Here is a 25,747-nt window from a genome sequence, read left to right on the forward strand (position 1 = left end):
GTGAAAAAATGCTGCAAGAATTGGTGATTCGAAATTTCGCAATTATTGAAAAACTAAATATCGAATTTAATTCAGGAATGACTGTTTTGACTGGTGAAACTGGGGCCGGAAAGTCAATCATTATTGATGCTGTGGGTTTATTAGCGGGTGGGAGAGGTTCTACTGACTTCATTCGTAAAGGAACCAAAAAAGCTGTTTTGCAGGGCATGTTTAGTCTGGATAAAAATAGAGAAACATTAGAATTGTTGGACCAGTATGGAATTGAACATGCTGATCCTACGCTTATTTTACAGCGAGAAATTCAAGCAAGTGGGCGCAATGTCTGTCGCGTCAATGGGTCGTTAGTTAACACCACAATCCTAAAACAAGTTGGAGAGACTTTAATTGATATCCATGGACAAAATGAGCATCAAGAATTAATGCAAGCTGATAAGCATTTAGGCATGCTGGATGAGTATGCTCGCGTGGAAGTCCAGCCACTGTTAAAAAGTTATCAAACTTATTTTGAACGTTACCAAGTTTTGAGAAAAAAATTTGATCAAAAAAAAGCACATGAAAAAGAATGGGTCCAACGCGTAGATATGCTTAAATTTCAAGTTAAAGAAATCGAGGACGCTAATCTTCAAAGTGGAGAAGAAGAGCAACTTAATTCTGAAAAAGAGCATTTGGAAAACTTCCAGAAGATCAACAGTGCTCTTCAAGCCGCTCAGCTTGCTTTAGAAAGCGGTGAGGAGACTCCTGGGGCAATTGATCGGACCGGTGAGGCAATGAACGGGCTGCGTGAAATTGAAGAGCTAGATGATCATTATAAAGCGATTTCTGAAGTAGTTGCTTCAGCCTATTACCAACTGCAGGATGCGGCTAGTGAAATTAGTGGTGAGTTAGATGGCATGGAATGGGATGAAGGGCGTTTAGACCAAATTGAAAAACGTTTGGAAGAAATTTATCAATTGAAAAGAAAATATGGCGATACAGTTGATCAAATCTTAAAATATGATCAGAAAGTCTCTGAAGAGTTACATAATATGATTGACTTAGAATCAGACGAGGGACAAATAGAAGTTCAGTTGGATGAACTGAAAACTAAGTTGGAAAAGCTAGCCCATCAATTGACCGCCGCACGCAAAAAAGCGGCTCAACAATTGAAGCGTGATGTTCATGAGCAGTTAAAACAGTTGTATATGGACAAGGCGGAATTTGAGGTTCATTTTGACACGACTCAGCCTACAAAGTTTAAAACAAGTGGTGTTGATAGTGTGGAATTTTATTTGCGGACAAATCCTGGTGAAAAAATGGGGCCTTTAACACGAATTGCATCTGGTGGTGAACTTTCGCGAATTATGTTGGCTTTGAAAACAATTTTTGCTAAGTCACAGGGGGTCACTAGTATCATATTTGATGAAGTTGATACAGGTGTTAGCGGGCGTGTTGCCCAGGCAATCGCCGAAAAAATAAAACTAATTGCAAGTTATTCTCAAGTTCTATGTATTACCCACTTACCCCAGGTTGCAGCTGAGGCCGACCATCAATTCTTTGTCTCTAAAACGGTCAAAGATGGCCGCACAGAAACTGATTTAAGTTATCTAAATGATGAGGGGCGGGTACAAGAGTTAGCTAGAATGTTGGCAGGGAGTACCGTAACTAAATTAAGTATTCAACACGCAAAAGAACTTCTTAAGATGGCCCATTCTTAAAAAGTTCTTTTTTGTATCTAAAAGGTAACTTTTTAGCATAAATTATCAATAGTGGTTAATCGTAACATTTGCAGAAAGTGGTCAATGTACGATAACATAATCCTAGTTGTACTTAAAATTGAATGGAGTTGACGTATGTGTTTTTAGAAATGAAACATCTTTCTAAAGTGTACGGTGGAAAAAAAGCCGTAGATGATTTTAATCTTGACGTAAAAAAGGGTGAGTTTATTTGTTTTATTGGAACTTCTGGTTCAGGTAAGACAACCACAATGAGAATGATTAACCGGATGTTAAATCCGACATCTGGTTCGATAAAATTAGAAGGTGAAGACATTTTAAAAGCTGATCCTGTGAAACTACGTCGCAGAATTGGGTATGTGATTCAAAATGTTGGGCTAATGCCTCATATGACAATTCGGGATAACATTACACTTGTGCCTAAATTACTTAAATGGTCTGATGAAAAAAGAGCTGAACGGGCAAAAGAAATGATAAAGATGGTTGAATTACCTGAAGAATATTTAGATCGCTATCCTTCAGAATTATCAGGTGGTCAGCAGCAAAGAATTGGTGTTGTAAGAGCTTTGGCAGCTGATCAGGATCTGGTTTTGATGGATGAACCTTTTGGGGCCTTGGATCCAATTACGCGTGAATCACTGCAAGATTTTGTTCAAGATTTGCAGAAACGCTTAGGTAAAACGCTAGTCTTTGTAACGCATGATATGGATGAAGCTTTGAAATTGGCTACTCGGATTGTGGTTATGAGTCATGGAAAGATGGTCCAAGTAGCCACACCAGACGAAATTTTACGTCACCCAGCAAATGAATTTGTCGAAAACTTGATTGGAAAAGATCGTTTAATCCAAGCACGACCAAGTATTACGACTGTTGGTCAGGTTATGTATAACAACGCCGTTTCAATTACGCCAGGTCGGTCTTTGAAAGAGGCATTGAAGTTGATGCATGAAAAACGAGTCGATACGTTATTGGTTACAGATGAGTCGGGAATTCTGAAGGGTTATGTAGATATTGAACAAATTGATTACAACTACAATACGGCAACCAGTGTTGATGATGTCATGACTCGGAAAGTTTTCTATGTTCATGAAAATTCAATTATTCGTGACACTGTCGAAAGAATTTTAAAACGGGGATACAAAAACGTTCCCGTTGTAGATGAAAACAAGAAATTAGTTGGAATTGTGACGCGAGCCTCTCTGGTTGATATTGTGTACGATGCTTTATGGGGTGAAGCAGATCCTTCAACTCACGAAGATTCGAAAGATGCGGCTGCTTCAACAAAGGTGGGTGACGGCCAAGTATGATTACTTTCATTCAACAATATGGTGGCCAGTTATTGTATAAAATCTGGCAGCATATTTACATTTCAGGAATTTCACTCGGACTAGGGATCTTAGTTGCCGTTCCGCTAGGTGTTTTATTGACGCGGATGAAAAAAGGATCTGGGATTATCATTGAGATCGCTAGTGTGCTTCAAACAATTCCGGCCCTTGCGCTCTTAGCGATGATGATTCCCTTATTTGGGATTGGTGCCATTCCGGCGATTGTTGCGTTATTTATTTATTCTTTGTTGCCAATTTTAAGAAACACCTATTTAGGAATTAAAGGTGTGGATCCTAGTTTAAAAGATGCTGCAAAAGGAATGGGTATGACTAGTCTCCAATCAGTTATCAAATTAGAATTGCCAATGGCTGTGCCGGTTATTATGAGTGGAATTCGTTTGTCAGCAACGTATGTGATTGCTTGGACCGCTTTGGCTTCATACATTGGTGCTGGTGGTCTTGGTGACTTTATTTTTAATGGTCTCAATTTATATCGTACAGATTTAATTTTGGGCGGTTCCATTCCGGTTATTTTGTTGGCTTTATTGGTTGATTGGTTATTGGGAAAACTAGAAGTTTGGTTGACACCAACAACAACGACTGCAAAATCATAGGAGGGGGATCACAATGAAAAAAATATCACGATTTTTTAGAGTTGGCATTTTAATGTTGATTTCGACCCTTTTGTTGAGCGGTTGTGGATTTCCAGGACTGAATTCTTCCTCTAAAGATACTGTTCGAATTGCGGCTCAGAATACAACGGAGCAGCAAATTATGGCTTATATGATTGCAGACTTGATTGAACACGATACTAATTTAAAAACAACACTCATCAATAACTTGGGTTCAGGAACGGTGAGCTTTCAGGCAGTTAAAAATGGGAATGCTGACATTTCGGCAATTCGTTATAACGGAACTGATTTAACTACGATTTTTAATCGGGATCCAATTACAAATTCAAAAAAATCTAGCGAAGTAGTCCGTAAAATTTACAAAAATAAATATCATATGACTTATTTTCCAACCTATGGTTTTGCTGATACCTATGCGTTTATGGTGACGGGAAAATTGGCTCGAAAAGAGCATTTAGAAAGTGTTAGTGATTTAAAAAAACTGGCGCCTAATATGACAGTCGGTGCTGACCAAATCTGGACTAACCGAAAGGGCGATGGGTATGCTGGTTTTTCCCAAGCTTATGGTTTCCAGTTCAAAAAGGTTTACCCAATGCAAATTGGATTAGTATATAGTGCTGTTCAATCAGGAAAAATGAATGCTGTTTTAGGTTATTCAACTGATGGGCGGATCAAAAGTTACGACTTAAAAGTTTTGAAAGATAATAAGAAGTTTTTCCCAGCTTATAATGCTAGTCCCTTAGCAACAGATAAAATTTTAAAAGAACATCCAGAGCTAAAAAAAGTTCTATTAAAATTAAAAGGAAAAATTTCACTCACCACAATGCAAAACTTGAATGCTAAGGTCGATAATCAATTAGTTGAACCACAAGTTGTTGCGAAGCAATATTTAGAGCAACACAACTACTTTGATGGGAAGGGTGGTAAATAAAAATGGCAAATTTAAATATTTTTCAACAACTGATTTACTATTTTTCTCATAATGGTATGTATGTGTTGGAGCAATTCAGTCGTCACTTTTTGATTTCAATTTATGGCGTAATATTTGCTGCAATTGTGGGGATTCCTTTAGGGATTCTAATCGCTCGCCATACTAAATTAAGCTCAACAGTAATTGGGATTGCTAACGTGATCCAAACTGTACCGTCGTTAGCTATGCTCTCAATTATTATGTTGGGCTTAGGATTAGGAGTTAATACAGTTATTGCGACCGTATTCTTATACGCATTGTTGCCGATCATCAAAAATACTTACAGTGGGATGCAAAGTGTTGAACCTAGCATCTTAGATTCTGGTAAGGGAATGGGGATGACTCGTTTTCAACTTTTGTATATGGTTGAGTTGCCACTTTCTATGTCAGTCATCATGGCTGGAATTCGAAATGCATTGGTGTTAGCCATTGGAATTACAGCCATTGGAACCTTCGTTGGTGCCGGTGGACTTGGGGATATTATTATACGAGGAACAAACGCCACTAACGGGGGTGCAATTATTTTGGCTGGTGCTTTACCAACGGCTTTAATGGCGATTATCTCTGATTTGGTGTTAGGTTGGTTACAAAACCGTCTGGATCCTGCATACAAGCGATCTAAACAGGATAAATAATTGACCCAGTTAATGCTCAGACGCTTTACAAAGCGAATGTTATGCAATTGAAGCAAATATGTGACGTTTTGATGGCTACGCGATAAAATAAACCGATTTTCTGATGCTTCTGTTAAAAAACCAGTAGTTTCATAGACAGCATCAGTCCCATTTATTTGGATAGTAACCAGATAATGATTTTGAACAGCTTGTTTTAAAAAATTGGTTAATTGAAACCGAGGCATTTGAGGTTCGATGCCTTTGAAATTTGGCTCTGAAAAGAGCTTTTAATATGAGTTATATACGAACTTGGATACACCCTTGTTATTGTGTTGTAAATTTTTCATTAATTTCCACCTCGAACGTTTGTTTGCCTCTTCATTATACGAACAAACGTTCACAAATGCAATATTAAATATAAAATATTTTTTAAATCCATAAAAATCGCGTCATAACGTTGATTGGAGCTTGAAAAGACCGATTAAAAAAGCGATAATAGGAGTTACATTATATTTAGGAGATTTTAATTATGGCAAAAAGAGGGATGCTTATCGTTTTATCCGGACCATCTGGGGTTGGTAAGGGAACGGTACGTAAGGCAATCTTTGATCAGGGTGGTAATGATTTTCAGTATTCAATCTCAATGACAACAAGAAAACCTCGCGAAGGCGAAGTAAATGGGGTCGATTATTACTTCGTTTCTAAAGAAGAGTTTGAGCATAATATTGAAACTGGTCAGATGTTAGAGTATGCAAAGTACGTTGATAATTATTACGGAACCCCTTTGAAGTACGTCAATGAAACGTTAGATCGTGGCAAAGATGTTTTCTTAGAAATTGAAGTAAATGGTGCTCTACAAGTAAGAAAACGATCACCAGAAGGAGTTTTCGTATTTTTGACACCACCCGATTTAATGGAGTTAAAACAGCGCATTATAAATCGCGGCACAGAAGATATGGAAACAATCAACAAGCGGATGGAAAAGGCCGTAGAAGAGATTCGAATGATGCAAGACTATGATTTTGCCGTAGTTAATGATAAAGTTGAGAATGCTGTTGAAAGCATTAAAACAATCATAAAAAGTGAACGATTCCGAGTTGCTAGAGTTTTTCCAGAATATGAAGAAATGTTAGGAGATAAATAAAATGATTTTATATCCCTCAGTTGATGATTTATTAGAACGAGTTGATTCACGTTATTCTTTAATTATGTTGGCCAGCAAACGTGCGCATGAACTTGATGCTGGCGCACAGCCTCTTTTGGATAAATATGAATCAACCAAGAGTGTTGGACAGGCGCTTGAAGAAATTGTTGCGGGTGACGTTGTGATCGATCCTGATAAAACCGAATTTTAATGAGTATTTGATGTAAGGCCTGAGAGAAATTTCTTTCAGACCTTTTTTTCAATTTTTTAATAAGGAGAATGGCTATGTGGAAAAATAAACACATTACATTTTTTATAACAGGCGGAATTGCAGTTTATAAGGTTGTCGAATTAATTCGAACATTTCAAAAAGCAGGTGCAGAAATTCGAGTTGCGATGACAAAAACGGCTATGCAATTTGTGGGTAAAAGTACTTTCCAAACAATTAGTAAACACCCCGTGCAAACTGATTTATTCGACCAAACAACTTCAGCCGCCGTTGCCCATGTTGAATTGGCAGACTGGACTGATTTGGCAATCGTGGCTCCTGCAACAGCCAATATCATGAGTAAAATGGCAAATGGCATGGCTGATGATTTTGTGAGTACAACACTTTTGGCACTTTCGGTACCAGTCATAGTCGTTCCCGCAATGAATGTGCATATGTGGAATAACGCAGCCACACAGCGGAATATTCAAACGTTGCGAAATGACAATATTCAAGTTATGGATCCGGATAATGGACCGCTCGCGGAGGGCTATTCGGGAAAGGGTCGTTTTCCAAGTAATGATGAAATATTTAATTATATCGTTGAGCAAACAGAAGATGTTGATAATTCAAAATTAGCTAAGCTACGGGGGAAAAAGGTGCTTATTACAGCGGGTGGGACTCGTGAGTATATTGATCCTGTTCGCTATATTTCTAATAAATCCTCTGGTAAAATGGGGTATGCACTTGCTAAAGTTGCACAAGAAAACGGGGCAGTAGTTACCTTAATCTCCGCAAATGTAAAATTACCAATTCCGGCTGGGATTGACGTTATTCAAGTTGAAACAGTTGAAGAACTTGCACAGGCTGTTCAGACGCAGTTTGTGTCTACAGATGTATTCATAATGGCCGCAGCTGTTTCAGATTATCGTCCCGTACATTTTGTTGATCATAAAATAAAAAAATCAGCAGATTCTGCCAATTTGACGTTAGAATTGGAAGAGACAACTGATATTTTAAAAAGTTTAAAATCGCGCCGAACCAAACAAATTGTTGTGGGGTTTGCTGCCGAAACTAATGACTTACTCAATAATGCCAAGAAAAAATTGGATTCTAAAGGTGCAGATATAATTGTCGCCAATGATGTTTCCCAATCGGATATTGGGTTTGGTTCAGAAGATAATGCGGTCACCATTTTGCAACACAATGCGACCAATATTAAAGTTGCAAAGGCAAACAAGCAAATTATTGCCAAAAAGGTTTTAGAAGTTATTGTAAAACGATTGTCATAAAGCAGGTGAAAGTATGGTCCAGATTGCCAAAGTAATTGTTGATGTTCCTACAATGCAAACAAATAATCCGTATTCATATTTTGTCCCAACCCAAATTGAAACTGACATTCAGGTTGGGATGCGGGTTGTTGTGCCATTTGGCAATGGTAATCGAAAAATCCAAGGATTTGTCGTTGCACTTGAAACAAAAGCAGAAGAGAAAAACCCGCTAAAGAATATCGAAAGCTTAATGGATTTGGAGCCCGTTTTAAATCCTGAATTGATTCAGTTATCTAGTTGGTTGGCAGATACAACATTTGCTTTTCAGATTACCTGTCTTTTAACCATGTTACCTAATGTTATGCGGGCAAAGTATACAAAACAATTGAAGATCCTTGATCCTGAAGTTTCGAGTGAGAGTTTGGCAAAAATTCTCCCCGAAGATGAGTGGAAAGATTTTCAGCCTGATCAATTAACACCGAAACAACAAAGTGAGTTATTAAAACTACGAAAAAAAAATCAAATTGAAATTATTTATAAGGTTAAGAATCAAGCTCATTCTAAGCAAGTTTTTCAAATCAAGTCGCAATTAAGTGAAGAAGAAGAACCAAAAATTATGGCATCATTACGCAAAAATGCAGTCAAGATGCGTAATCTTGTTCATTATTTGGCGTTTCATCAGACTGCAATTAAGCAGGTTGAGATTGAAAAAGAATTGAAAATTACAGCTGCTACAATTAAGAATGCAGAGGAACGGGGCTGGCTTACTCGTAAAAAAGTGGAACAGTATCGAGACCCGTATGCTATGAACAAGAAGTTAACTTTACCATTGCAGTTGAATTCAGAACAAAAGGTTGCTTTAGATCAGGTAACTAAAAGCATAAAAGACCAGCAATCACGGACTTTTCTATTAGAAGGTGTTACTGGAAGTGGAAAAACAGAAGTCTATTTGCAAACAATCGCTTATGCGTTGGCGCAAAATAAAACGGCTATTATGTTGGTTCCAGAAATTACTTTGACACCGCAGATGGTTAGTCGGGTCAAGGGACGATTTGGCAAACAAGTTGCTGTTTTGCACAGTGGGTTATCAGATGGTGAAAAGTATGATGAATGGCGCAGAATCAAGCGGCATGAAGCCCAAGTAGTTGTTGGCGCGCGGTCGGCAATTTTTGCACCAATTGAAAATGTCGGAGTCATCATTATCGATGAAGAACATGAAACCAGTTATAAACAAGATGATACACCGCGTTATCACGCAAGAAATGTGGCTCAATGGCGGAGTGAATATCATAATTGTCCGTTAGTGCTTGGAAGTGCAACTCCCTCGTTGGAATCCAGAGCGCGTAGTGAGCGCAATGTTTACCAATTACTTCGTTTACCAGATCGTATCAACGGGCATCCATTACCAAAAGTAAAAATTGTGGATATGCGTGAAGAGCTACAGAGCGGCGCAAATCAAAATTTTTCTGATCCGTTGTTGGCAGCAATTAAAAATCGGTTGAATTTGAAACAACAAAGTATTCTGATGCTAAATCGGCGTGGGTATTCATCCTTCATTATGTGTCGAGACTGTGGGTTCGTTTTGAAATGTCCTAATTGTGATATTTCCTTAACCTTGCACATGGATAATCACCGGATGAAATGTCACTATTGTGGACATGAAGAGCCAATTCCAAAACAGTGCCCTAATTGTCATAGTGAAAAAATTCGTTACTATGGAACGGGGACTGAAAAAGTTGAAAAAGAGCTTCAGGCTCAATTTCCGGAAGCACGAATTTTGAGAATGGATGTTGATACTACAAGGCGGAAAGGTTCCCATGAACGAATTTTACAGAAATTTGGGCAACAACAAGCCGATATTTTGTTAGGAACACAAATGATCGCTAAGGGACTAGATTTTCCTAACGTAACCTTAGTTGGTGTTTTAAACGCAGATACGGCTTTAGAATTGCCAGATTTCAGATCTAGTGAGCGGACTTTTCAGCTTTTAACGCAAGTTAGTGGCCGGGCCGGCAGGGCTGATAAATTAGGCGAAGTTTTTATTCAAACATTTAATCCTGACCATTATGCAATTCAGCTTGCCAAATCTCAAAATTATGAAAACTTTTTCCGAAAAGAAATGTATATTCGTCATCAGGAAAAATATCCGCCGTACTATTACACGCTTCAGATCACTGCTGCTCATAAAGAAGAAAAAGTTGCGGCTCAAAAGATGTATACTGTTTTAAATGAGTTAAAACCATCTTTAAGTCCGGATGCCATTGTGCTTGGACCAACGCCGAAGCCAATTGCGAGAGTTAAAAATAAATATTATTATCAAATTGTGATTAAATATAAAAATGAACCTCAATTACATGAGGCTGTCACTAAAATTTTACAGGAATCTCAAGCTGATTATCGACTAGGAATTCAACTTTCTATCGATTCAGAACCACAATCATTTATGTAGGAGGAATTCAATAAAATGAAGTCAATCATATTTATGGGCACACCACAGTTTGCGGCGCCCATTTTAACAAGTTTAGTTCAGGATGCAAACTATGATGTCGTGGCAGTTGTGACACAACCCGATCGGCGAACAGGACGAAAACACAAGATGACCATGTCACCTGTGAAGCAAGTGGCAGTAGAAAACAACATTCCCGTTTTTCAACCCGAAAAAATTAGCGGTTCAGACGAAATGGAAATCTTAATTAATATGCATGCCGATTTAATTGTGACCGCAGCTTTTGGACAATTTTTACCAATGAAATTAATCAATTCTGTAAAAATTGCAGCCGTTAATGTCCACGGCTCGTTGTTGCCTAAATATCGCGGCGGTGCACCGGTACAATATGCTATTATGAATGGGGATCACGAAACTGGTGTGACGCTAATTTATATGGTTAAAAAAATGGATGCTGGCGAAATGCTAGCCCAAAGAAAATTAGCTATCGAACCGACAGATGATGTTGGGACGATGTTTGAAAAACTGAGTATTTTGGGACGTAATCTTTTACTGGAAACGTTGCCTAAATTAATTGCAGGGGAAATTAAAAGTGTGCCTCAAAATGAAGAGGATGTTACGTTTTCACCTAATATCAAGCCAGAAGAAGAAAAAGTTGATTTTTCCAAAAGTGCAAAGCTGGTTGATGCAAAAGTGCGGGGGCTTCGTCCTTTCCCAGTAAGTTATGTAATTTTAAACGGGGTACGAACAAAACTGTGGCAGGTGACACCGCTGACCCAAACAACAGATTTGTTACCAGGCCAGGTTGTTCAAAAAACAAAGCACGAACTCCTTATCGCTACTGGCGAAAATGGTGTGGTTAGTTTGGACCGTGTACAACCAGCAGGTAAACCACAAATGGATATTACTGATTACTTAAATGGTAGTCAAGAAGCATTTTATGAAGGCGAGCAGGTTATTAAACTATGACAGATAAAGCAAAGAATCCACGGGCACTTGCAGTTGACGTTTTATTGAAAGTAAGCAAAGGTGCTTATTCAAATATTGAATTAAAAAATACGATTGGCGATAGTAGACTTTCGCAGCTTGACATTAATTTGTTGACAGAAATTGTGTACGGAGTTATTCAACACAAATTAACGTTAGAGTATGACTTAGAACCCTTTATAGGACATAAAAGAGTAGAAGATTGGGTTAAACAACTTTTACTTTCAGCCGTTTTTCAAATGGTCTATTTAGACCGAGTTCCTACGCGAGCAATTTTTAATGAAACAATTGAAATTGCAAAAGTCCGTGGCCATAGTGGAATTCGGGCGTTTGTGACCGGAGTTTTGCATTCAATTCAAAGAGAAGGACTTCCAGAACTAAGTGCAATTACGGATCCAACCGAGTTTCGAAGTATCAAATACAGCGTTGCGCCATGGTTAATTGAACAGCTTGATAAAGAATTAGGAGAAGAGAAGACTGATCAAATTTTGGAATCAATCAATCATCCTTCTCGACAAGCTGCTCGTGTTAATACGAATGAAACTACACAAACAGAAGTGATTAATCAACTGGATGAAGACGGCTATCAAGCAGAACCAAGTGATATAGCAGAAGATGGTGTCATTGTTACTGAAGGCAGTATTGGCCGATCACCACTTTTTGGGAACGGGGCTTTAACAATTCAAGACGAAAGTGCCATGTTAGTTGCAGAAGCAATGCAGTTAGCACCTGGTATGGAAGTGCTTGATGCCTGTGCTGCACCAGGCGGGAAAACAACCCACATTGCCCAAAAAATTGGCGACGAAGGACATGTACTTGCACTGGATCTCCATCCAAAAAAAGTGGGTTTGATCAAACAAAATGCCAAACGAATGGGACTTGACGAACGAGTTACAGCTAAAGCATTAGACGCCCGTAAAATTGATTCAATTATTGAAGATGATTACTTTGATCGTATTTTGGTTGATGCGCCATGTTCCGGAATTGGATTAATGCGCCGCAAACCAGAAATTCGTTATGAAAAGACTCCAGAAGATAGTCAAAATTTGCATGAAATTCAATTAGGAATTTTGAATGCAATGGCTCCAAAAGTTAAAGATAACGGTATAATAACTTACAGTACTTGTACCATATTAGAACAGGAAAATGAAAAAACAATTTCAGCGTTTATAGAACTTCATCCTGAGTTTACGTTGGTTCCTACACAAACGACTAAAAAATTGAAGGAAGATCGTTTTGTTCCGTATCTGAATATTTATCCGGATGATTTTGGTTCCGATGGCTTTTTCATTGCTTGTTTACAAAAGAGAGCGTGATGATTCGTGAAGTATGCATTTCAATCTGATATCGGTAACCATCGTGACGAAAACCAAGATTATGTAGGCGTTTTTAAGAATAAACAAAGCGTCTTATTTAGCATCGTTGCGGACGGAATTGGTGGTCGTCAGGGCGGGGATGTCGCTTCTGAAATGGCGGTTTCTCATTTAGGTTATTTATTCCAAAATACCGATTTTGATGATGTGACTAACGCGGTCAATTGGCTCCAAACAGAAGTTACTCAAGAAAATGATGAGATTTTAGAAACGGCACAGAAGTATTCAGATTTAAATGGGATGGGCACAACCATAGTAGTTACGATAATTTTGAAAAATCAGTTTATCGTAGCTCACTTAGGTGATAGTCGGTGCTATTTATTTAAAGGAAATGAATTAAAGCAACTGACTTCTGATCATTCATTAGTCAATGAACTGATTAAAAAAGGAAAGTTATCTCCTGAGGAAGCACGAAATCATCCTCAAAAAAATATTATTACCAAAACACTGGGCATCTCAAATAATTCGGATATCGATGTGCATTCCTATGTATGGAAAGTTAATGACCAGCTCCTTTTGTGTACGGATGGATTGACCAATATGGTGACCGATCAAACGATTGCTAATGTTTTGGCTGGTCCTTTAAGTTTAGAAAAAAAATGTTTAAAACTAATTGAATTAGCAAATCAGGCTGGTGGTCGCGATAATGTGACCGTCCTTATCATTCAAGCGGAAGATGAGGTGAATAAGTAAATGACACCGAATCAAACGCTTAACGGACGTTATCGTGTGATTAGCTCGCTTGGTGAAGGCGGTATGGCTGATGTTTACTTATCACATGATCTTATTCTTAACCGTGACGTTGCTGTTAAACTAATCCGATTTGATCTTCAAAACGATGGAAAAACAATTCAACGTTTTCAGCGAGAAGCTTTAGCGACCACGGAAATTGTGCATCCAAATATTGTGAGCGTGTATGACGTTGGCGAAGACAACGGCATGCATTATTTGGTCATGGAGTATGTTGACGGGACAGATTTAAAACAATATATTAAAGATCATTTTCCAATTCCTTATCAAAAAGTAATTGATATTATGGAACAGATTTTAAGTGGGGTTGCTGCAGCACATGCTCATGACATTATTCATCGTGATTTAAAGCCACAAAATGTCTTAATGGATAAAAAAGGAAATGCCAAAATTTCTGATTTTGGAGTTGCGTTAGCTCAAGAAGAACAAACGCTAACGCAAACCAATGCGGTAGTGGGGTCTGTTCACTATCTGTCTCCAGAACAAGCACGCGGTCATTTAGCAACCAAACGTTCAGATATTTATTCGTTGGGGATTATTTTATATGAAATGTTAACCGGTCGCGTACCATTTGAAGGTGAAAACGCGGTTTCAATTGCCATCAAACATTATCAGAATCAAATTCCCCTTGTGCGTGATTTTGATCCGCGAATCCCGCAGGCTCTCGAAAATGTTATTTTAAAAGCCACGGCCAAGAATCCATTTGATCGCTATCCATCGGTGACGGAAATGGCAAACGACCTCAGTACATCACTTTCCCCCAGGAGAGCTGGTGAACCCCGTTTTACAGCACAATCCGCTAATGATGAAACAATTATTGCCAATGTTTCTGACTTCACATCATCGGCAGTTAAAGACGTGGCTGAAGTGAAGGCTGTTTCGCAAAATGATGGTTCGAAAACAACAACTTCGGGAACCAAAAAGAGAAGAAATCGGCATCCTTTAAGAAAAAAAATCGGCATCTTTTTAGGCTTGCTAGCTTTATTTATTGGAGGAATTGCTATTGCTTTTTATTTAAGTTTTCCGAAAGTTGTTTCGATTCCTAATGTAACTGGAATGACTCAACAGCAGGCAGCAGTGGCTTTAAAAAAGAAAGATCTTAAAATTGGGCACATCACCCGGACTAGCAATCAAAAGGTTAATTATAAGCGTGTTATTGAAACTTTGCCCACAAAGAAAAAGCAGGTCCAAGCGGGCGTAACGGTCAACATTGTAATTAGCCAAGGGCCTAATAGTTATGTGGTTGAAAATTATATTGGTGATTCGTACAGTGTTGTGGCCAAAAAGTTACAAGCAAAGGGATTTAAAGTAGAAAAGACAAAAGTACAAACCATGGAGTTTGATCGTGGCAAAATTATTTATCAAAGTGTTGTTCCGGACCAAGTCGTCGTGCCCAGGGCAACAACAATTCGTTTTTCTGTCACAGAATAAGAATAGATCGGGAGGGGTTTAATGCACAGAGGACAGATTATTCAATCGTTAAGTGGTTTTTATGATGTGAAAACTGACGATAAAATTTTTCGAACAAGAGCTCGCGGTAATTTTAGAAAACAAAAAATTTCACCATTAGTCGGTGATTGGGTTGAATTTGAAAGCCAAGCCGAAAATGAAGGGTACATTTTAAAGATTGAAGCGCGGCGCAATCAATTAGTGCGGCCACCACTAGCAAATATTGATCAAGCAGTTGTTGTGACAGCCTGTGTTCAACCTGACTTTTCAACCAATCTCTTGGATCGGCAATTAGTTGCCTTAGAAGAAAAACAAATTAAACCGATTATTTACTTTACAAAAGGCGATTTGGTTGAAGAAAAGCAGCAACCAATTTTTGAAGAAAAAGTTGCTGGCTACCGCAAAATTGGGTATGAGGTTTATTTAGATTGGCAGGCATTTAATGGGGATGCAATTAACAATTTAACCGGTGATTTTGCTGATCAATTAACGATTTTTATGGGTCAAACTGGCGCCGGAAAATCAACCTTGCTTAACCATATTGATCCGGATTTAGCACTTCAAACGGGGGAAGTATCGGCGGCTTTGAACCGAGGAAAACATACAACTCGAAAAGTAGCCTTGTTCCCAGTTGGGGATGGTTTGGTCGCAGACACACCTGGATTCTCAAGTTACACTGTTTTTGAGATGCGTTTGGAAGATTTGAAAAGTTTGTTTCCAGAAATTGCCAATGTTGGATTGAACTGTCGTTTTCGTGAGTGTTTGCACATTAATGAACCAGATTGTGCGGTAAAAGAAGCTGTCCAAAATGAAGAAATAATGCAAAGCCGTTATGATAATTATGTCCAGTTTTTTAATATTATTAAGGCCCAGAAGCCTGATTATCAGCGAAAAGGCTATTCCAAGAAAAAGGGGAAATAACTATGATTAAAGTGGCTCCATCAATTTTAAGTGCAAATTTTGTCGATTTAAAACCAGATATTGAAATTGCTCAATCGGGTGGTGCAGATCTTTTACATATTGATGTGATGGATGGGCAGTTTGTTCCCAATTTAAGTTTTGGTCCAGGAATGGTAGAAGCCATTCGCCCAATTACAAGCATGCCATTAGATTGCCATTTGATGATTGAAAATCCAGAACGATTTGTGACACAGTTTTGTCAGGCTGGCGCAGATATTGTGGGCGTCCATGTCGAAAGTACACCACATATTTATCGGGCACTAGAAATGATTAAACAACATGGGGTGAAGGCTGAGGTTGTGCTGAATCCTGGTACGCCAATCAGTATGGTCAAAGAAGTGCTCCCAATCGTTGATCAAGTATTGGTAATGACAGTAAATCCTGGATTCGGTGGTCAGAAATTCATTTCACAAATGATTCCAAAAATTCAGCAGTTGAATCAGCTACGACAAACTGGCGAAAATGATTTTGCCATTGAGGTTGACGGTGGAATTACTGATGAAACAGTTGAGTCAGTTTATAAAGCTGGTGCAGACATTGCAGTTGCAGGTTCCTATGTTTTTAATAGTGAAGATCCGGTTGCACAAATTCAAAAATTAAAAACAAGGACGACAGCATAATGCAAATTAATGTTTTAGCTGGCGGACCTGCACAACAATATCCGCGAAAAATGTTTGAGCAAAAAGGAAGCTGGATTGGTGTAGACCGAGGAGCTTTAGTTTTGATTCAACATCATATTACGCCCCAAATAGCAGTCGGTGATTTTGATTCAATGTCAGTTGAAGAATTTTCGGAAGTGAAAAATAATATTTCAAAAATTATTCAGGTAAATGCAATTAAAGATGACACGGATACAGAATTAGCGCTCAAAGCGGCTTTTGAGCGATTACAGACAGATACAGATGAGGTTCACTTGTATGGCATGACAGGTGGACGATTAGACCATTTACTTAGTAATATTTTTATGTTTCTAAAACCTCGGTTTAATCCGTACATCGAGCGGGTTCGGTTAATCGATCGACAAAACTATATGCGCTTTTTTAAAGCTGGACAATATACTTTAGAGGAGCTATCAGCGTATAAATATTTGTCGTTTGTTTTGTTAGGGAATGTTAGTAATCTAACGCTTCCGGACGAGAAGTATCAGTTACATGATCAATCTGATCGTTTTCCAATTGCTTATGTAAGTAACGAATTCCTGAAATCAACAGCCAGTTTTAGTTTTTCATCGGGAATTGTAGCGGTTATTTATAGCCACGATGTAGCTGACTAGTAAAAAGCAATAAAAAAAGATTGAAGCATTTGCTTCAATCTTTTTTTATGCACGTTTGATTTTGCCTGATTTTAATGCTCGAGCAGAAACCCAAACGCGTTTTGGTTTTCCATCCACAAGAATGCGGACCTTATGCAAATTTGGTTTCCAGCTTCGGCGACTATGATTCAAAGCATGTGAACGTGTGTTGCCAAAGTGGGTACGACGACCGGTGACAAAGTCTTTTGCCATTTTTAAAATCCTCCTTTGTCGCTTCTATATTTATCATAGAATTCTTTTTAACTCACCTAAATAACTTATCATAGATACCAGGTGAATGCAATGTTTTTCTTTCAAGTATATTTACTTGACAGTTAGTTTGAAATCATCTTTTCAAGAATTATATTTAGAAGATAGAGCTATATTTACTGAACTCTGAGTTATTCTAAATAGTTTTAGGCAATTAGTCAAGCGTGACGAGTATGAATTAAATGTAACCTGTTGTTCGCCAGTGATAATGTCTTAACTAATTGGTCAGCAAAAATGTCTCGCAAATATGTTTCACCTCCGGCAAAATAGTTAATGGAGGTGGACAACATGAGAAAGGTTGTTTTAACAGTGAAAGAAGACCACAAATATCAAGTAATTCAGCAAGTAGTTAATGAACGAAAGAATCGTTGTCGAGCTAGTATTGAATTAAATCTATCATTACGACAAATTGATCGATTAATAATCAAATATCGAACTAAGGGTAAATCTAGCTTTGTGCATGGCAATACTGGCAAAAAGCCACAGAATAAGATCTCAACCAAACAAATCAATCGAATTATTAAGCTGTATGAAACTGATTACCAAGGCTTCAATATTTCCCATTTCTATGAGTTTTTATTAAGTAGAGAAGGTATTCAAGTTTCTGAATCAACTTTACGACGAATACTTAGAACCCATCGGGTTCTGTCACCCAAAGCTCATCACAATACCAAAAGACAAATACGCAAAGAATTAAAGCTCAAGGAACAACGGCAGGCTTTGTCTAAACGTGACGAAAAGACCTTACAAGTTGTTGAACCAGTGGAAGCAATAAAGGCTCATCCGTCACGCGCTAGGAAAAAATTTGCCGGTGAACTTATTCAGATGGATGCCTCGGTTGAGCTCTGGTTTGGCAATACAAAGACTTATCTACATGCCGCGATTGATGATTATAGTGGTGCGATTGTTGGCGCCTACTTTGATACCGAAGAAACGTTAAACGCTTATTATCAAGTTATGGCTCAAATATTGACTTCTTTTGGAATCCCGTATGAGATTTTAACAGACCGAAGAACGGTTTTTAACTCAAACAAAAAAGCAGATTCTCCAACGAAGGAAAACCCACTCACTCAATTCGGTTATGCGTGTAAGTCACTGGGAACCAAACTCTCAGTGACTAGCATACCGCAAACCAAAGGCAGAATTGAACGCCTTTTTGAAACACTACAAAGCCGACTTTTAAATGAACTTAAACTAGCAAATACAACGACAATTGAGCAAGCTAACGACTTCCTCAACCCATTTGTAAAAGAATTCAATCAAAAGTTTGCTTTACCTATTAAAATTAACACGAGTGGCTTTGACAAACAACTTACATCTTCAGAAATTGATCAGATTTTAATCACAACTCGAGAGCGCTCAATTTCATCTGGTCACACTGTCAAATTAAATAATCAGGAATATCAATTATTTGAATCAGATAAGCTAGTTTGTTTAAAACCACGAACTAAGATCTTAATCGTTAAAACTTTAACTGGTAAGCTTTACGCTACTACAGATGCAGATCAAATATTTGATTTACATCCGCTTGCAGATCATGACTTAGTTTCGCCAGCTTTCGAGGTTATTATTGAAAAACCATCTAATATGGCCCCAAAGAACAAGAAGCCCAAGGCTTCTATGAACCACCCATGGAGGAGAGCCAATTATCGCGACTATTTGCGTACAATTGGGTATTCCGAAAAAGGAGCAAATCATATGGCATATGAGATTTAAATTTGACAAGGATGTTCAATGATTATTGAGACATTTTTCCTTACCGATTGACAGCGTGACGAGTATGAATTAAATGTAACCATTTAGAAATGTTGAAATTTTTGGTAGAATAGCTTTAAGGCAACCATTCTAGAAGTTAACTCACCGTAATTGCACGAAAGAGTGTTGCGTTTATTGCTTTGTTGAAGTATGGTAAAATATCGTTGATATCAAAACGATGATTTGATTTAAGGAGGCTATTACTAATGGCTGTAAAAATTCAGACAAAAAATGGAACAGTTGATGTTTCAAACGATGTGATTGCAACAGTAGTAGGTGGCGGGGCAACAGATAACTATGGAGTTGTCGGCATGGCAAGTAAAAGCCAACTTCGCGACAATTTAAATGAAATTTTGCGTAAAGAAAATTATGCTAAAGGCGTTGTTGTGCGCCAACAGGATAATGGCGTTGCTATCGATGTTTACATTATTGTGAGCTATGGTACAAAAATTTCAGAAGTTTCAAAAAATGTACAATCAAAAGTAAAATATAATTTGGAATCAATGTTAGGTGTTTCAGCAAACTCTGTGAACGTTTTTGTCCAGGGTGTAAAGGTCTTAGAGGCTTAATTACGAAGGACTGAAACAAGGAGGAATTTATAATTGAAAGTGGCAACGACTGAAATCACTAACCAAGAATTTGATAAAATGATTCAAGCAAGTGCACGAAAATTAAAAAAACACGCGGATTTCATTAACTCATTAAATGTTTTTCCAGTTCCCGATGGAGATACAGGAACTAATATGAGTCTATCAATGGAGAGCGGTGCAAAATATGAGATGGACGAACCGAGTGAACATGTTGGTAAATTGGCAAGCGCACTTGCTAAGGGACTATTAATGGGAGCTCGTGGAAATTCTGGTGTGATTCTTTCTCAAATTTTCCGTGGATTTTCTAAGAGTGTTGAAGATAAAGAAAGCTTAAGTGCACAAGATTTAGCAGATGCGTTCGCAGATGGGGCTCAGACGGCTTATAAGGCGGTTATGAAGCCTACCGAAGGAACTATCCTCACAGTGATTCGTGAGGCTGCTAAGGCCGGTAATGACGCTGCTGAGGAAGAAGACAGTGTTGTTTACGTCATGGATGCAGTGACTAAGGCCGGTAAAGAGGCGTTGAAAAAAACAACGGATCTTTTACCCGTCTTAAAAGAAGTTGGGGTTGTGGATTCTGGTGGTCAAGGGTTAGTATTCGTATTTGATGCATTTGATGATGTTTTGAATGGACGTGCGGAGGCTGATGATGAACCAGATGAAGAGCAGATGGACGAGATGGTAGAAGCAAAGCATCATCAAAGTGTCCAAGGAAAAATTGATCCCGCCGACATTAAGTTTGGTTACTGTACCCAAATTATGGTTCGGATTGGTAAAGGACTACAAGTAAAACAGGATTTTGATTATGATACTTTCTACAATTATTTAGCAAAACTAGGTGATTCATTGTTAGTTGTTAATGATGAAGACGTTGTTAAAGTTCATGTGCATACTGAACATCCTGGCAAGGTCTTGGCTTGGGGACAGCAGTTTGGTGATCTGGCCACTGTGAAGGTCGACAACATGCGCCAACAACAAGAAGAAATCATCGAAAAAGATGAACCAACCGAAGTTCCGGAACCCGTTTTAGATACTAAAGGGACAGCAATTATTGCGATTGCTTCTGGAACTGGAGTAGCTAAATTATTCCGCAGTTTGGGTGTCACTCACATTATTAACGGTGGGCAAACGATGAATCCAAGTACTGCTGATATTGTTGCTGCAATTAATGATTCCCATGCAGAACGGGCAATCGTTTTACCAAACAATAAAAATATTTTTCTTGCAGCTGAACAAGCCATTCAAGTTGCAGAAATTCCAGCACAAATTGTGCATAGTCGCAACATTTCGCAAGGGATGACTGCACTAATGGGCTTTAATCCAGATAGTAATCTGGATAGCAACATAGATGCAATGGAAGATAACTTGAGTTCTGTTAAGAGTGGTGAGGTAACAACAGCCATTCGTGACACGACAGTTCAAGGAAAAAGAATTAAAAAAGGTAACTTTATTGGGATCGTTGATGGGACAATCGAAACTTCAAAAGCTAATCTTCTTGATGCAGCCGGTGAAATGGCCAAATTAATGTTGGATGAAGACAGTGAAATTGTTACGATCATTTACGGTGCTGACACGAAAAAGTCTGAAGCTGAAAAACTTGCAGACACGATTCAAGGGTTAGATGATGAACTTGAGATTGAGATGCATGAAGGAGATCAACCTGTTTATCCGTTCATCGTATCAGTTGAATAATTGGAAAAATAAAGAGGCTGGGATTCTTCCACCTCTTTTTGTAGTTAGGAAGTCGACAGATGACTGAAGAAAATTCGCTTACTTCGCCTGTTACTGAGATTCCAGGAGTTGGGCTGCAACGAGCTAAAGCACTAAATGAACTAGGAATTTTTACAATTGAAGATTTATTATTGTATTTTCCTTTCCGATATGAAGATTTACGGCCACAAAATATGGCGGACTTGGTCGATCAACAAAAAGTGACTCTAGAGGGAACGATTGCCTCAGAGCCAGTTTTAGCTCGTTATGGCCGCAAAAAAAATCGGCTTAACTTTCGCCTATTGACTAACCAGGAATCGGTGATGGTCACTTTTTTTAATCAGCCTTGGTTAAAGAAACAGTTAACTATGGATGAAAAATTTGCGGTTTATGGTAAGTGGGATGCCCGTCGTCGAAGTTTAACCGGGATGAAATTATTGCCTTTTTCGACGGCAGGCTCAACGGCAGATATTGAAGCTATTTATCCTGCCAACCAGCATATACGGCAGAATACAATCAAAAAACTTGTTACACAGATCTTTGACCTCTATCAAGATCAAATTGAGACGCTTATTCCCGATTCTTTGGTCAAAAAGTATCGTTTGATAGATCGACGGAAAATGATTCATGATTTACATTTTCCAGAAGATGTCAAGGCAGCAAAAATTGCACGACGGACTGCAACTTTTGAAGAGTTTTTTATTTTTCAAATGGAGCTACAACTTCTTAAACGACGCGATCAAGTCGCTAATGGAACAGCAATCTCATATGACATTGAAGAGATTAAAAATTTTATCGCTAAATTACCGTACGAATTAACAGATGCTCAGAAACGTGTAGTTAATGAGATCTGTTATGATCTTAAACGCCCCATTAGAATGAATCGGTTGTTACAAGGTGATGTTGGGAGCGGAAAAACGATTGTGGCAGCCATCGTGATGTATGCGGCAATCACTGCCGGCTATCAAACAGCTCTAATGGCGCCTACAGAGATTTTGGCAGAACAACACGCTAATAACTTAACAAAGATTTTTGAAGGCACAGACGTCAATATTGGCTTGCTGACAGGAGCATCTGGTTCGAAGTCGAAACAACGGCGCGCTTTATTAAATGGCATTGAACACGGCGACATTAATTTGGTGATTGGGACCCATGCATTGATTCAAGATGATGTCGTTTTTAAAAATCTCGGATTAGTTGTGATTGATGAACAGCATCGATTTGGCGTCAAACAGCGCGAAACGCTACGAAAAAAAGGCATGAACGCCGATGTATTGGCAATGACGGCAACTCCTATCCCACGAACTTTAGCAATTACTGCTTATGGTGAGATGGATGTGTCAATCATTGACCAGATGCCAAAGGGCCGGAAACCAGTTTTAACAAGTTGGGTTAAAAGCAGCAATGTGAATGGTATGCTAGATTTTGTTAAAAAGCAGTTTGACTCAGGTCATCAGGCGTTTGTGGTTACACCGTTAATTGAAGAATCAGAAACCTTAGATTTGAAAAACGCCATGGCTTTGTATGAACAATTACAAACTGAATTCAGCCCAGATTATAAAGTGGGACTGCTTCATGGCCGGATGAAATCTGATGAAAAAGACGAAATCATGCGTCAATTTAAAGATAACGAGTTTCAATTATTAGTTTCTACAACTGTAATTGAAGTTGGCGTGGATGTTCCTAATGTAACCGTGATGATTATATATGACGCTGATCGGTTTGGATTGGCACAGCTTCATCAGTTGCGGGGCCGAGTTGGCCGAGGAAAAGACCAGGCGTACTGTATCTTGGTGGCGGATCCTAAAAATGAAACTGGTATCAAACGGATGAAAATTATGACCCAGTCCAATGATGGGTTTAAGATATCAGAGGCTGATCTTCAGTTGCGAGGTTCAGGGGATGTGTTTGGAAATAAACAATCCGGGATTCCTGAGTTTCGGATTGGCGACCCAGTGGTGGATATTGGCGCCTTACAAACAGCTCAACTTGAAGCTAGCAAAATTGTCCATACGGAAAATTGGCAAGCAGAACCTGCGTTTAAAGCTTTAAATGAGTATTTAGAAATTGTGATGCAGAAAAATGCAAACTTTGATTAAAAAAATTAAAAATGAGGGATAGCAGATGAAATTAGCAGTTGACGCAATGGGTGGCGATTACGCTCCTGAAAAAGTTGTTCAAGGGGTCGAATTGGCAAGAGATGAATTTGCAGATACCAAGTTTCTTTTATTTGGTAAAGAAGATCAAATAAAGAAGTACTTGAAAAACGGAGAACGAATTACAATTGTGCATACAGATTCAGAGATTGAAATGGGTGATGAGCCCGTTCGAGCTGTTCGTCAGAAAAAAACTTCTTCACTTGTTTTAGCTGCTCAGGCAGTTAAAGATGGTAAAGCAGATGCGCTTTTCTCAGCTGGAAATACTGGAGCACTCTTGGCAGCAAGCCTATTTATTATTGGGAGAATTAAAGGAATCGATCGTCCAGGGATGACCACAACTTTACCTTCCTTGGAGGGACCTCAAGATTCATTTACCATGTTAGATGTGGGTGCAAATGCTGAAAGTAAAGTAAAAAACTTACAGCAATTTGCCGTTTTGGGGAATTTTTACAGTGCCAATGTGATGGGCGTAACTAGTCCAAGAATTGCCCTCTTAAACAATGGTGCGGAGGAAGATAAGGGTGATACTCTTCATAAGGAAACTTACCAGGTTCTTTCTGATGATCCCAATTTAAATTTCGTTGGTAACATTGAATCAAGAGAACTACTAAACGGGACTGCCGATGTTGTGGTAACGGATGGTTTTACCGGAAATGCTGTTTTGAAAAATACTGAAGGGACTGCTTTGTCGCTTTTGAAATTGATTAAGCACAGTATTTTAGATTCGGGTGTCCAAGGAAAGTTAGGCGGTTTGATGTTAAAACCAGTCTTTAAAGTTGTTCAAGATAAAATGGACTACTCAAAACATGGAGGCGCCGTTTTATTGGGCGTCAAAGCGCCAGTCGTTAAAGCACACGGTTCAAGTAACGAAACGCAAGTTTATCAAGCTTTAAGTCAACTTCGACAAATGGTTGATACAAATTTAACTACTAATTTGGCAGATTATTTTGCAACCCGAAGTGAACAAAACAAGGAAATTTAATGTTTTTTGTAGACAAATTGGTAAAAAAACATTAAACTTGTTTGAGTATTTAAATGACTAAGGAGTAGCACATGACTAAAGAAGAAGTATTTAACAAGATTTCAGATATCATTGTCGATCATTTTGACGTTGATAAGGCAAAAGTTACAAACGACTTAAATTTCAAAACAGATTTGAATGCGGATTCCATTGATATTGTGGAATTTGTGCTAGAATTGGAAGATGCATTTGGTGCTGAAATTTCCGATGAGAATGCTGAAAATCTCACAACTGTCGGACAGGCCGTTGATTTTATTACTGCCAATCAAAAAACTAAATAGGTTTTTATAAATTGAGGCTGGAACAAATTGTTCTGGTCTCAACTTGTATCTAGATCCAGTAGTAGGCAGTTTCCTCGAAAAACGATATACTGTTAGAGTAGGAATTATAGAAAGGATGTTAAAAGATGAAAAAATCGATTGATGCGGAACTGAAGAAAAACTTTCAAATTGAATTTAACGATGAAAGCCTTTTGGATGAAGCATTAACGCAAGCTTCGTATGTAAATGAACATCCTAATCAAGGATTGAAATTTTATGAAAGAATCGAATTTTTGGGTGATGCTGTCTTACAATTAATTGTATCGGAATATATTTTTAAACGGTATCCAGAAATGCCACAAGGAAAATTAACTCGTCTTAGAGCGGCGATGGTTTGTGAGGCTAGTTTCAGTCAGTTCGCTCGGGAATGCCATTTTGACCAATACATTCGCCTTGGTAAAGGTGAAGAAAAAGGTGGCGCCTGGAATCGTTCTTCACTTCTTTGTGATATTTTTGAATCTTTTGTTGGGGCCTTATATCTTGATCAGGGACGTCCAGCCGTTGAGAAGTTTGTGCACACGGTTATTTTCCCCAAACTGGATACGGGCGCATTTGACCATGTCATTGATTACAAGACCAACCTGCAAGAAGTGCTTCAGCGTGATGGGGATGCCTTGATTCACTATGAGCTTTTAAACGAAGTGGGTCCTGAAGATGACCTTGATTTTGAGGTGGCTGTTTTTGATGATAAGCAAAAACTGGGCGTCGGCACTGGAAAATCAAAGAAAGTTGCGGAACAATCAGCAGCAAAGGATGCTTTACAGGCATTACGCGTTAAAAATGTTTAGTT

Annotated in this window: 24 protein-coding genes; 23 read left to right on the forward strand and 1 reads right to left on the reverse strand. The window is 38.5% G+C overall.

All coding sequences use genetic code 11. From position 1 onward, the window contains the following. Positions 1–8: 8 nt before the first annotated feature. From recN to PI20285_RS03790, 16 genes are all read left to right on the forward strand, one after another. Positions 9–1,694, forward strand: coding sequence for a DNA repair protein RecN (recN, locus tag PI20285_RS03715; RefSeq protein ID WP_057772584.1), 1,686 nt, complete (start codon positions 9–11; stop codon positions 1,692–1,694). A 149-nt stretch (positions 1,695–1,843) separates the two neighbouring features. After that, positions 1,844–3,019 (forward strand): betaine/proline/choline family ABC transporter ATP-binding protein, encoded by a 1,176-nt coding sequence (locus PI20285_RS03720; RefSeq protein ID WP_057772619.1) that lies wholly within the window; start codon positions 1,844–1,846, stop codon positions 3,017–3,019. After that, positions 3,016–3,651, forward strand: a complete 636-nt coding sequence (locus PI20285_RS03725) for an ABC transporter permease (protein ID WP_057772586.1) — start codon at positions 3,016–3,018, stop codon at positions 3,649–3,651. Before PI20285_RS03720 ends, PI20285_RS03725 begins: the two co-directional genes overlap by 4 nt. A 13-nt stretch (positions 3,652–3,664) precedes the next feature. Next, positions 3,665–4,600 (forward strand): osmoprotectant ABC transporter substrate-binding protein, encoded by a 936-nt coding sequence (locus PI20285_RS03730; RefSeq protein WP_057772588.1) that lies wholly within the window; start codon positions 3,665–3,667, stop codon positions 4,598–4,600. Positions 4,601–4,602: 2 nt separating this feature from the next. Continuing rightward, positions 4,603–5,274, forward strand: coding sequence for an ABC transporter permease (locus tag PI20285_RS03735; RefSeq protein WP_057772591.1), 672 nt, complete (start codon positions 4,603–4,605; stop codon positions 5,272–5,274). A 508-nt stretch (positions 5,275–5,782) separates the two neighbouring features. Beyond that, a complete protein-coding gene (gene gmk, locus PI20285_RS03740) occupies positions 5,783–6,397 on the forward strand; it encodes a guanylate kinase (protein WP_057772592.1) in 615 nt (204 codons plus the stop codon). A 1-nt stretch (position 6,398) separates the two neighbouring features. Beyond that, entirely contained in the window at positions 6,399–6,608 is a 210-nt protein-coding gene (gene rpoZ / locus PI20285_RS03745; protein WP_057772594.1) for a DNA-directed RNA polymerase subunit omega, read from the forward strand. A gap of 68 nt (positions 6,609–6,676) precedes the next feature. Next, on the forward strand, positions 6,677–7,897 hold the full coding sequence (coaBC, locus tag PI20285_RS03750) for a bifunctional phosphopantothenoylcysteine decarboxylase/phosphopantothenate--cysteine ligase CoaBC (RefSeq protein ID WP_082623233.1): 1,221 nt from the start codon (positions 6,677–6,679) through the stop codon (positions 7,895–7,897). A 13-nt stretch (positions 7,898–7,910) separates the two neighbouring features. Further along, positions 7,911–10,325 carry a primosomal protein N' gene (gene priA, locus PI20285_RS03755; protein WP_057772599.1) on the forward strand — a complete coding sequence of 805 codons (2,415 nt, stop codon included), beginning with the start codon at positions 7,911–7,913 and terminating at the stop codon, positions 10,323–10,325. A 15-nt stretch (positions 10,326–10,340) separates the two neighbouring features. Further along, positions 10,341–11,291 (forward strand): methionyl-tRNA formyltransferase, encoded by a 951-nt coding sequence (gene fmt, locus PI20285_RS03760; protein WP_057772601.1) that lies wholly within the window; start codon positions 10,341–10,343, stop codon positions 11,289–11,291. Beyond that, entirely contained in the window at positions 11,288–12,625 is a 1,338-nt protein-coding gene (gene rsmB, locus PI20285_RS03765; protein WP_057772602.1) for a 16S rRNA (cytosine(967)-C(5))-methyltransferase RsmB, read from the forward strand. The genes fmt and rsmB overlap by 4 nt, the downstream gene beginning before the upstream one ends. 6 nt (positions 12,626–12,631) lie before the next feature. After that, positions 12,632–13,375 (forward strand): Stp1/IreP family PP2C-type Ser/Thr phosphatase, encoded by a 744-nt coding sequence (locus PI20285_RS03770; RefSeq protein WP_057772604.1) that lies wholly within the window; start codon positions 12,632–12,634, stop codon positions 13,373–13,375. After that, a complete protein-coding gene (pknB, locus tag PI20285_RS03775; RefSeq protein ID WP_057772606.1) occupies positions 13,376–14,863 on the forward strand; it encodes a Stk1 family PASTA domain-containing Ser/Thr kinase in 1,488 nt (495 codons plus the stop codon). Positions 14,864–14,884: 21 nt separating this feature from the next. Beyond that, complete coding sequence (gene rsgA, locus PI20285_RS03780) at positions 14,885–15,802, forward strand: ribosome small subunit-dependent GTPase A (RefSeq protein ID WP_057772608.1); 918 nt, start codon at positions 14,885–14,887, stop codon at positions 15,800–15,802. A 2-nt stretch (positions 15,803–15,804) separates the two neighbouring features. Then, complete coding sequence (gene rpe, locus PI20285_RS03785; RefSeq protein ID WP_057772610.1) at positions 15,805–16,461, forward strand: ribulose-phosphate 3-epimerase; 657 nt, start codon at positions 15,805–15,807, stop codon at positions 16,459–16,461. After that, positions 16,461–17,114 (forward strand): thiamine diphosphokinase, encoded by a 654-nt coding sequence (locus PI20285_RS03790; protein WP_105782185.1) that lies wholly within the window; start codon positions 16,461–16,463, stop codon positions 17,112–17,114. The genes rpe and PI20285_RS03790 overlap by 1 nt, the downstream gene beginning before the upstream one ends. 45 nt (positions 17,115–17,159) lie before the next feature. Here PI20285_RS03790 and rpmB read toward each other — a convergent pair whose 3' ends face one another. After that, a complete protein-coding gene (gene rpmB / locus PI20285_RS03795) occupies positions 17,160–17,345 on the reverse strand; it encodes a 50S ribosomal protein L28 (RefSeq protein ID WP_046870836.1) in 186 nt (61 codons plus the stop codon). A gap of 345 nt (positions 17,346–17,690) precedes the next feature. Here rpmB and PI20285_RS03800 point away from each other — a divergent pair, with 345 nt between their 5' ends. The 7 genes from PI20285_RS03800 to rnc all read left to right on the forward strand — a co-directional run bounded on the left by PI20285_RS03800 (position 17,691) and on the right by rnc (position 25,745). Further along, on the forward strand, positions 17,691–19,118 hold the full coding sequence (locus tag PI20285_RS03800) for an ISNCY family transposase (RefSeq protein ID WP_158694970.1): 1,428 nt from the start codon (positions 17,691–17,693) through the stop codon (positions 19,116–19,118). 245 nt (positions 19,119–19,363) lie between these two features. Next, on the forward strand, positions 19,364–19,726 hold the full coding sequence (locus PI20285_RS03805) for an Asp23/Gls24 family envelope stress response protein (RefSeq protein ID WP_057772889.1): 363 nt from the start codon (positions 19,364–19,366) through the stop codon (positions 19,724–19,726). 33 nt (positions 19,727–19,759) lie between these two features. Continuing rightward, positions 19,760–21,439, forward strand: a complete 1,680-nt coding sequence (locus tag PI20285_RS03810; RefSeq protein WP_420892106.1) for a DAK2 domain-containing protein — start codon at positions 19,760–19,762, stop codon at positions 21,437–21,439. A 59-nt stretch (positions 21,440–21,498) separates the two neighbouring features. Continuing rightward, a complete protein-coding gene (recG, locus tag PI20285_RS03815) occupies positions 21,499–23,556 on the forward strand; it encodes an ATP-dependent DNA helicase RecG (protein WP_057772891.1) in 2,058 nt (685 codons plus the stop codon). 25 nt (positions 23,557–23,581) lie between these two features. Further along, positions 23,582–24,598 (forward strand): phosphate acyltransferase PlsX, encoded by a 1,017-nt coding sequence (gene plsX, locus PI20285_RS03820; protein ID WP_057772893.1) that lies wholly within the window; start codon positions 23,582–23,584, stop codon positions 24,596–24,598. A 71-nt stretch (positions 24,599–24,669) separates the two neighbouring features. After that, positions 24,670–24,918, forward strand: coding sequence for an acyl carrier protein (gene acpP, locus PI20285_RS03825; RefSeq protein ID WP_057772895.1), 249 nt, complete (start codon positions 24,670–24,672; stop codon positions 24,916–24,918). Between the two features lie 125 nt (positions 24,919–25,043). Beyond that, positions 25,044–25,745: a ribonuclease III gene (rnc, locus tag PI20285_RS03830; protein ID WP_057772897.1), complete on the forward strand. Its 702-nt coding sequence runs from the start codon at positions 25,044–25,046 to the stop codon at positions 25,743–25,745. Positions 25,746–25,747: the final 2 nt, after the last annotated feature.

Origin of the sequence: Pediococcus inopinatus (assembly GCF_002982135.1) — a bacterium.
In the GTDB taxonomy this organism is placed as follows: domain Bacteria; phylum Bacillota; class Bacilli; order Lactobacillales; family Lactobacillaceae; genus Pediococcus; species Pediococcus inopinatus.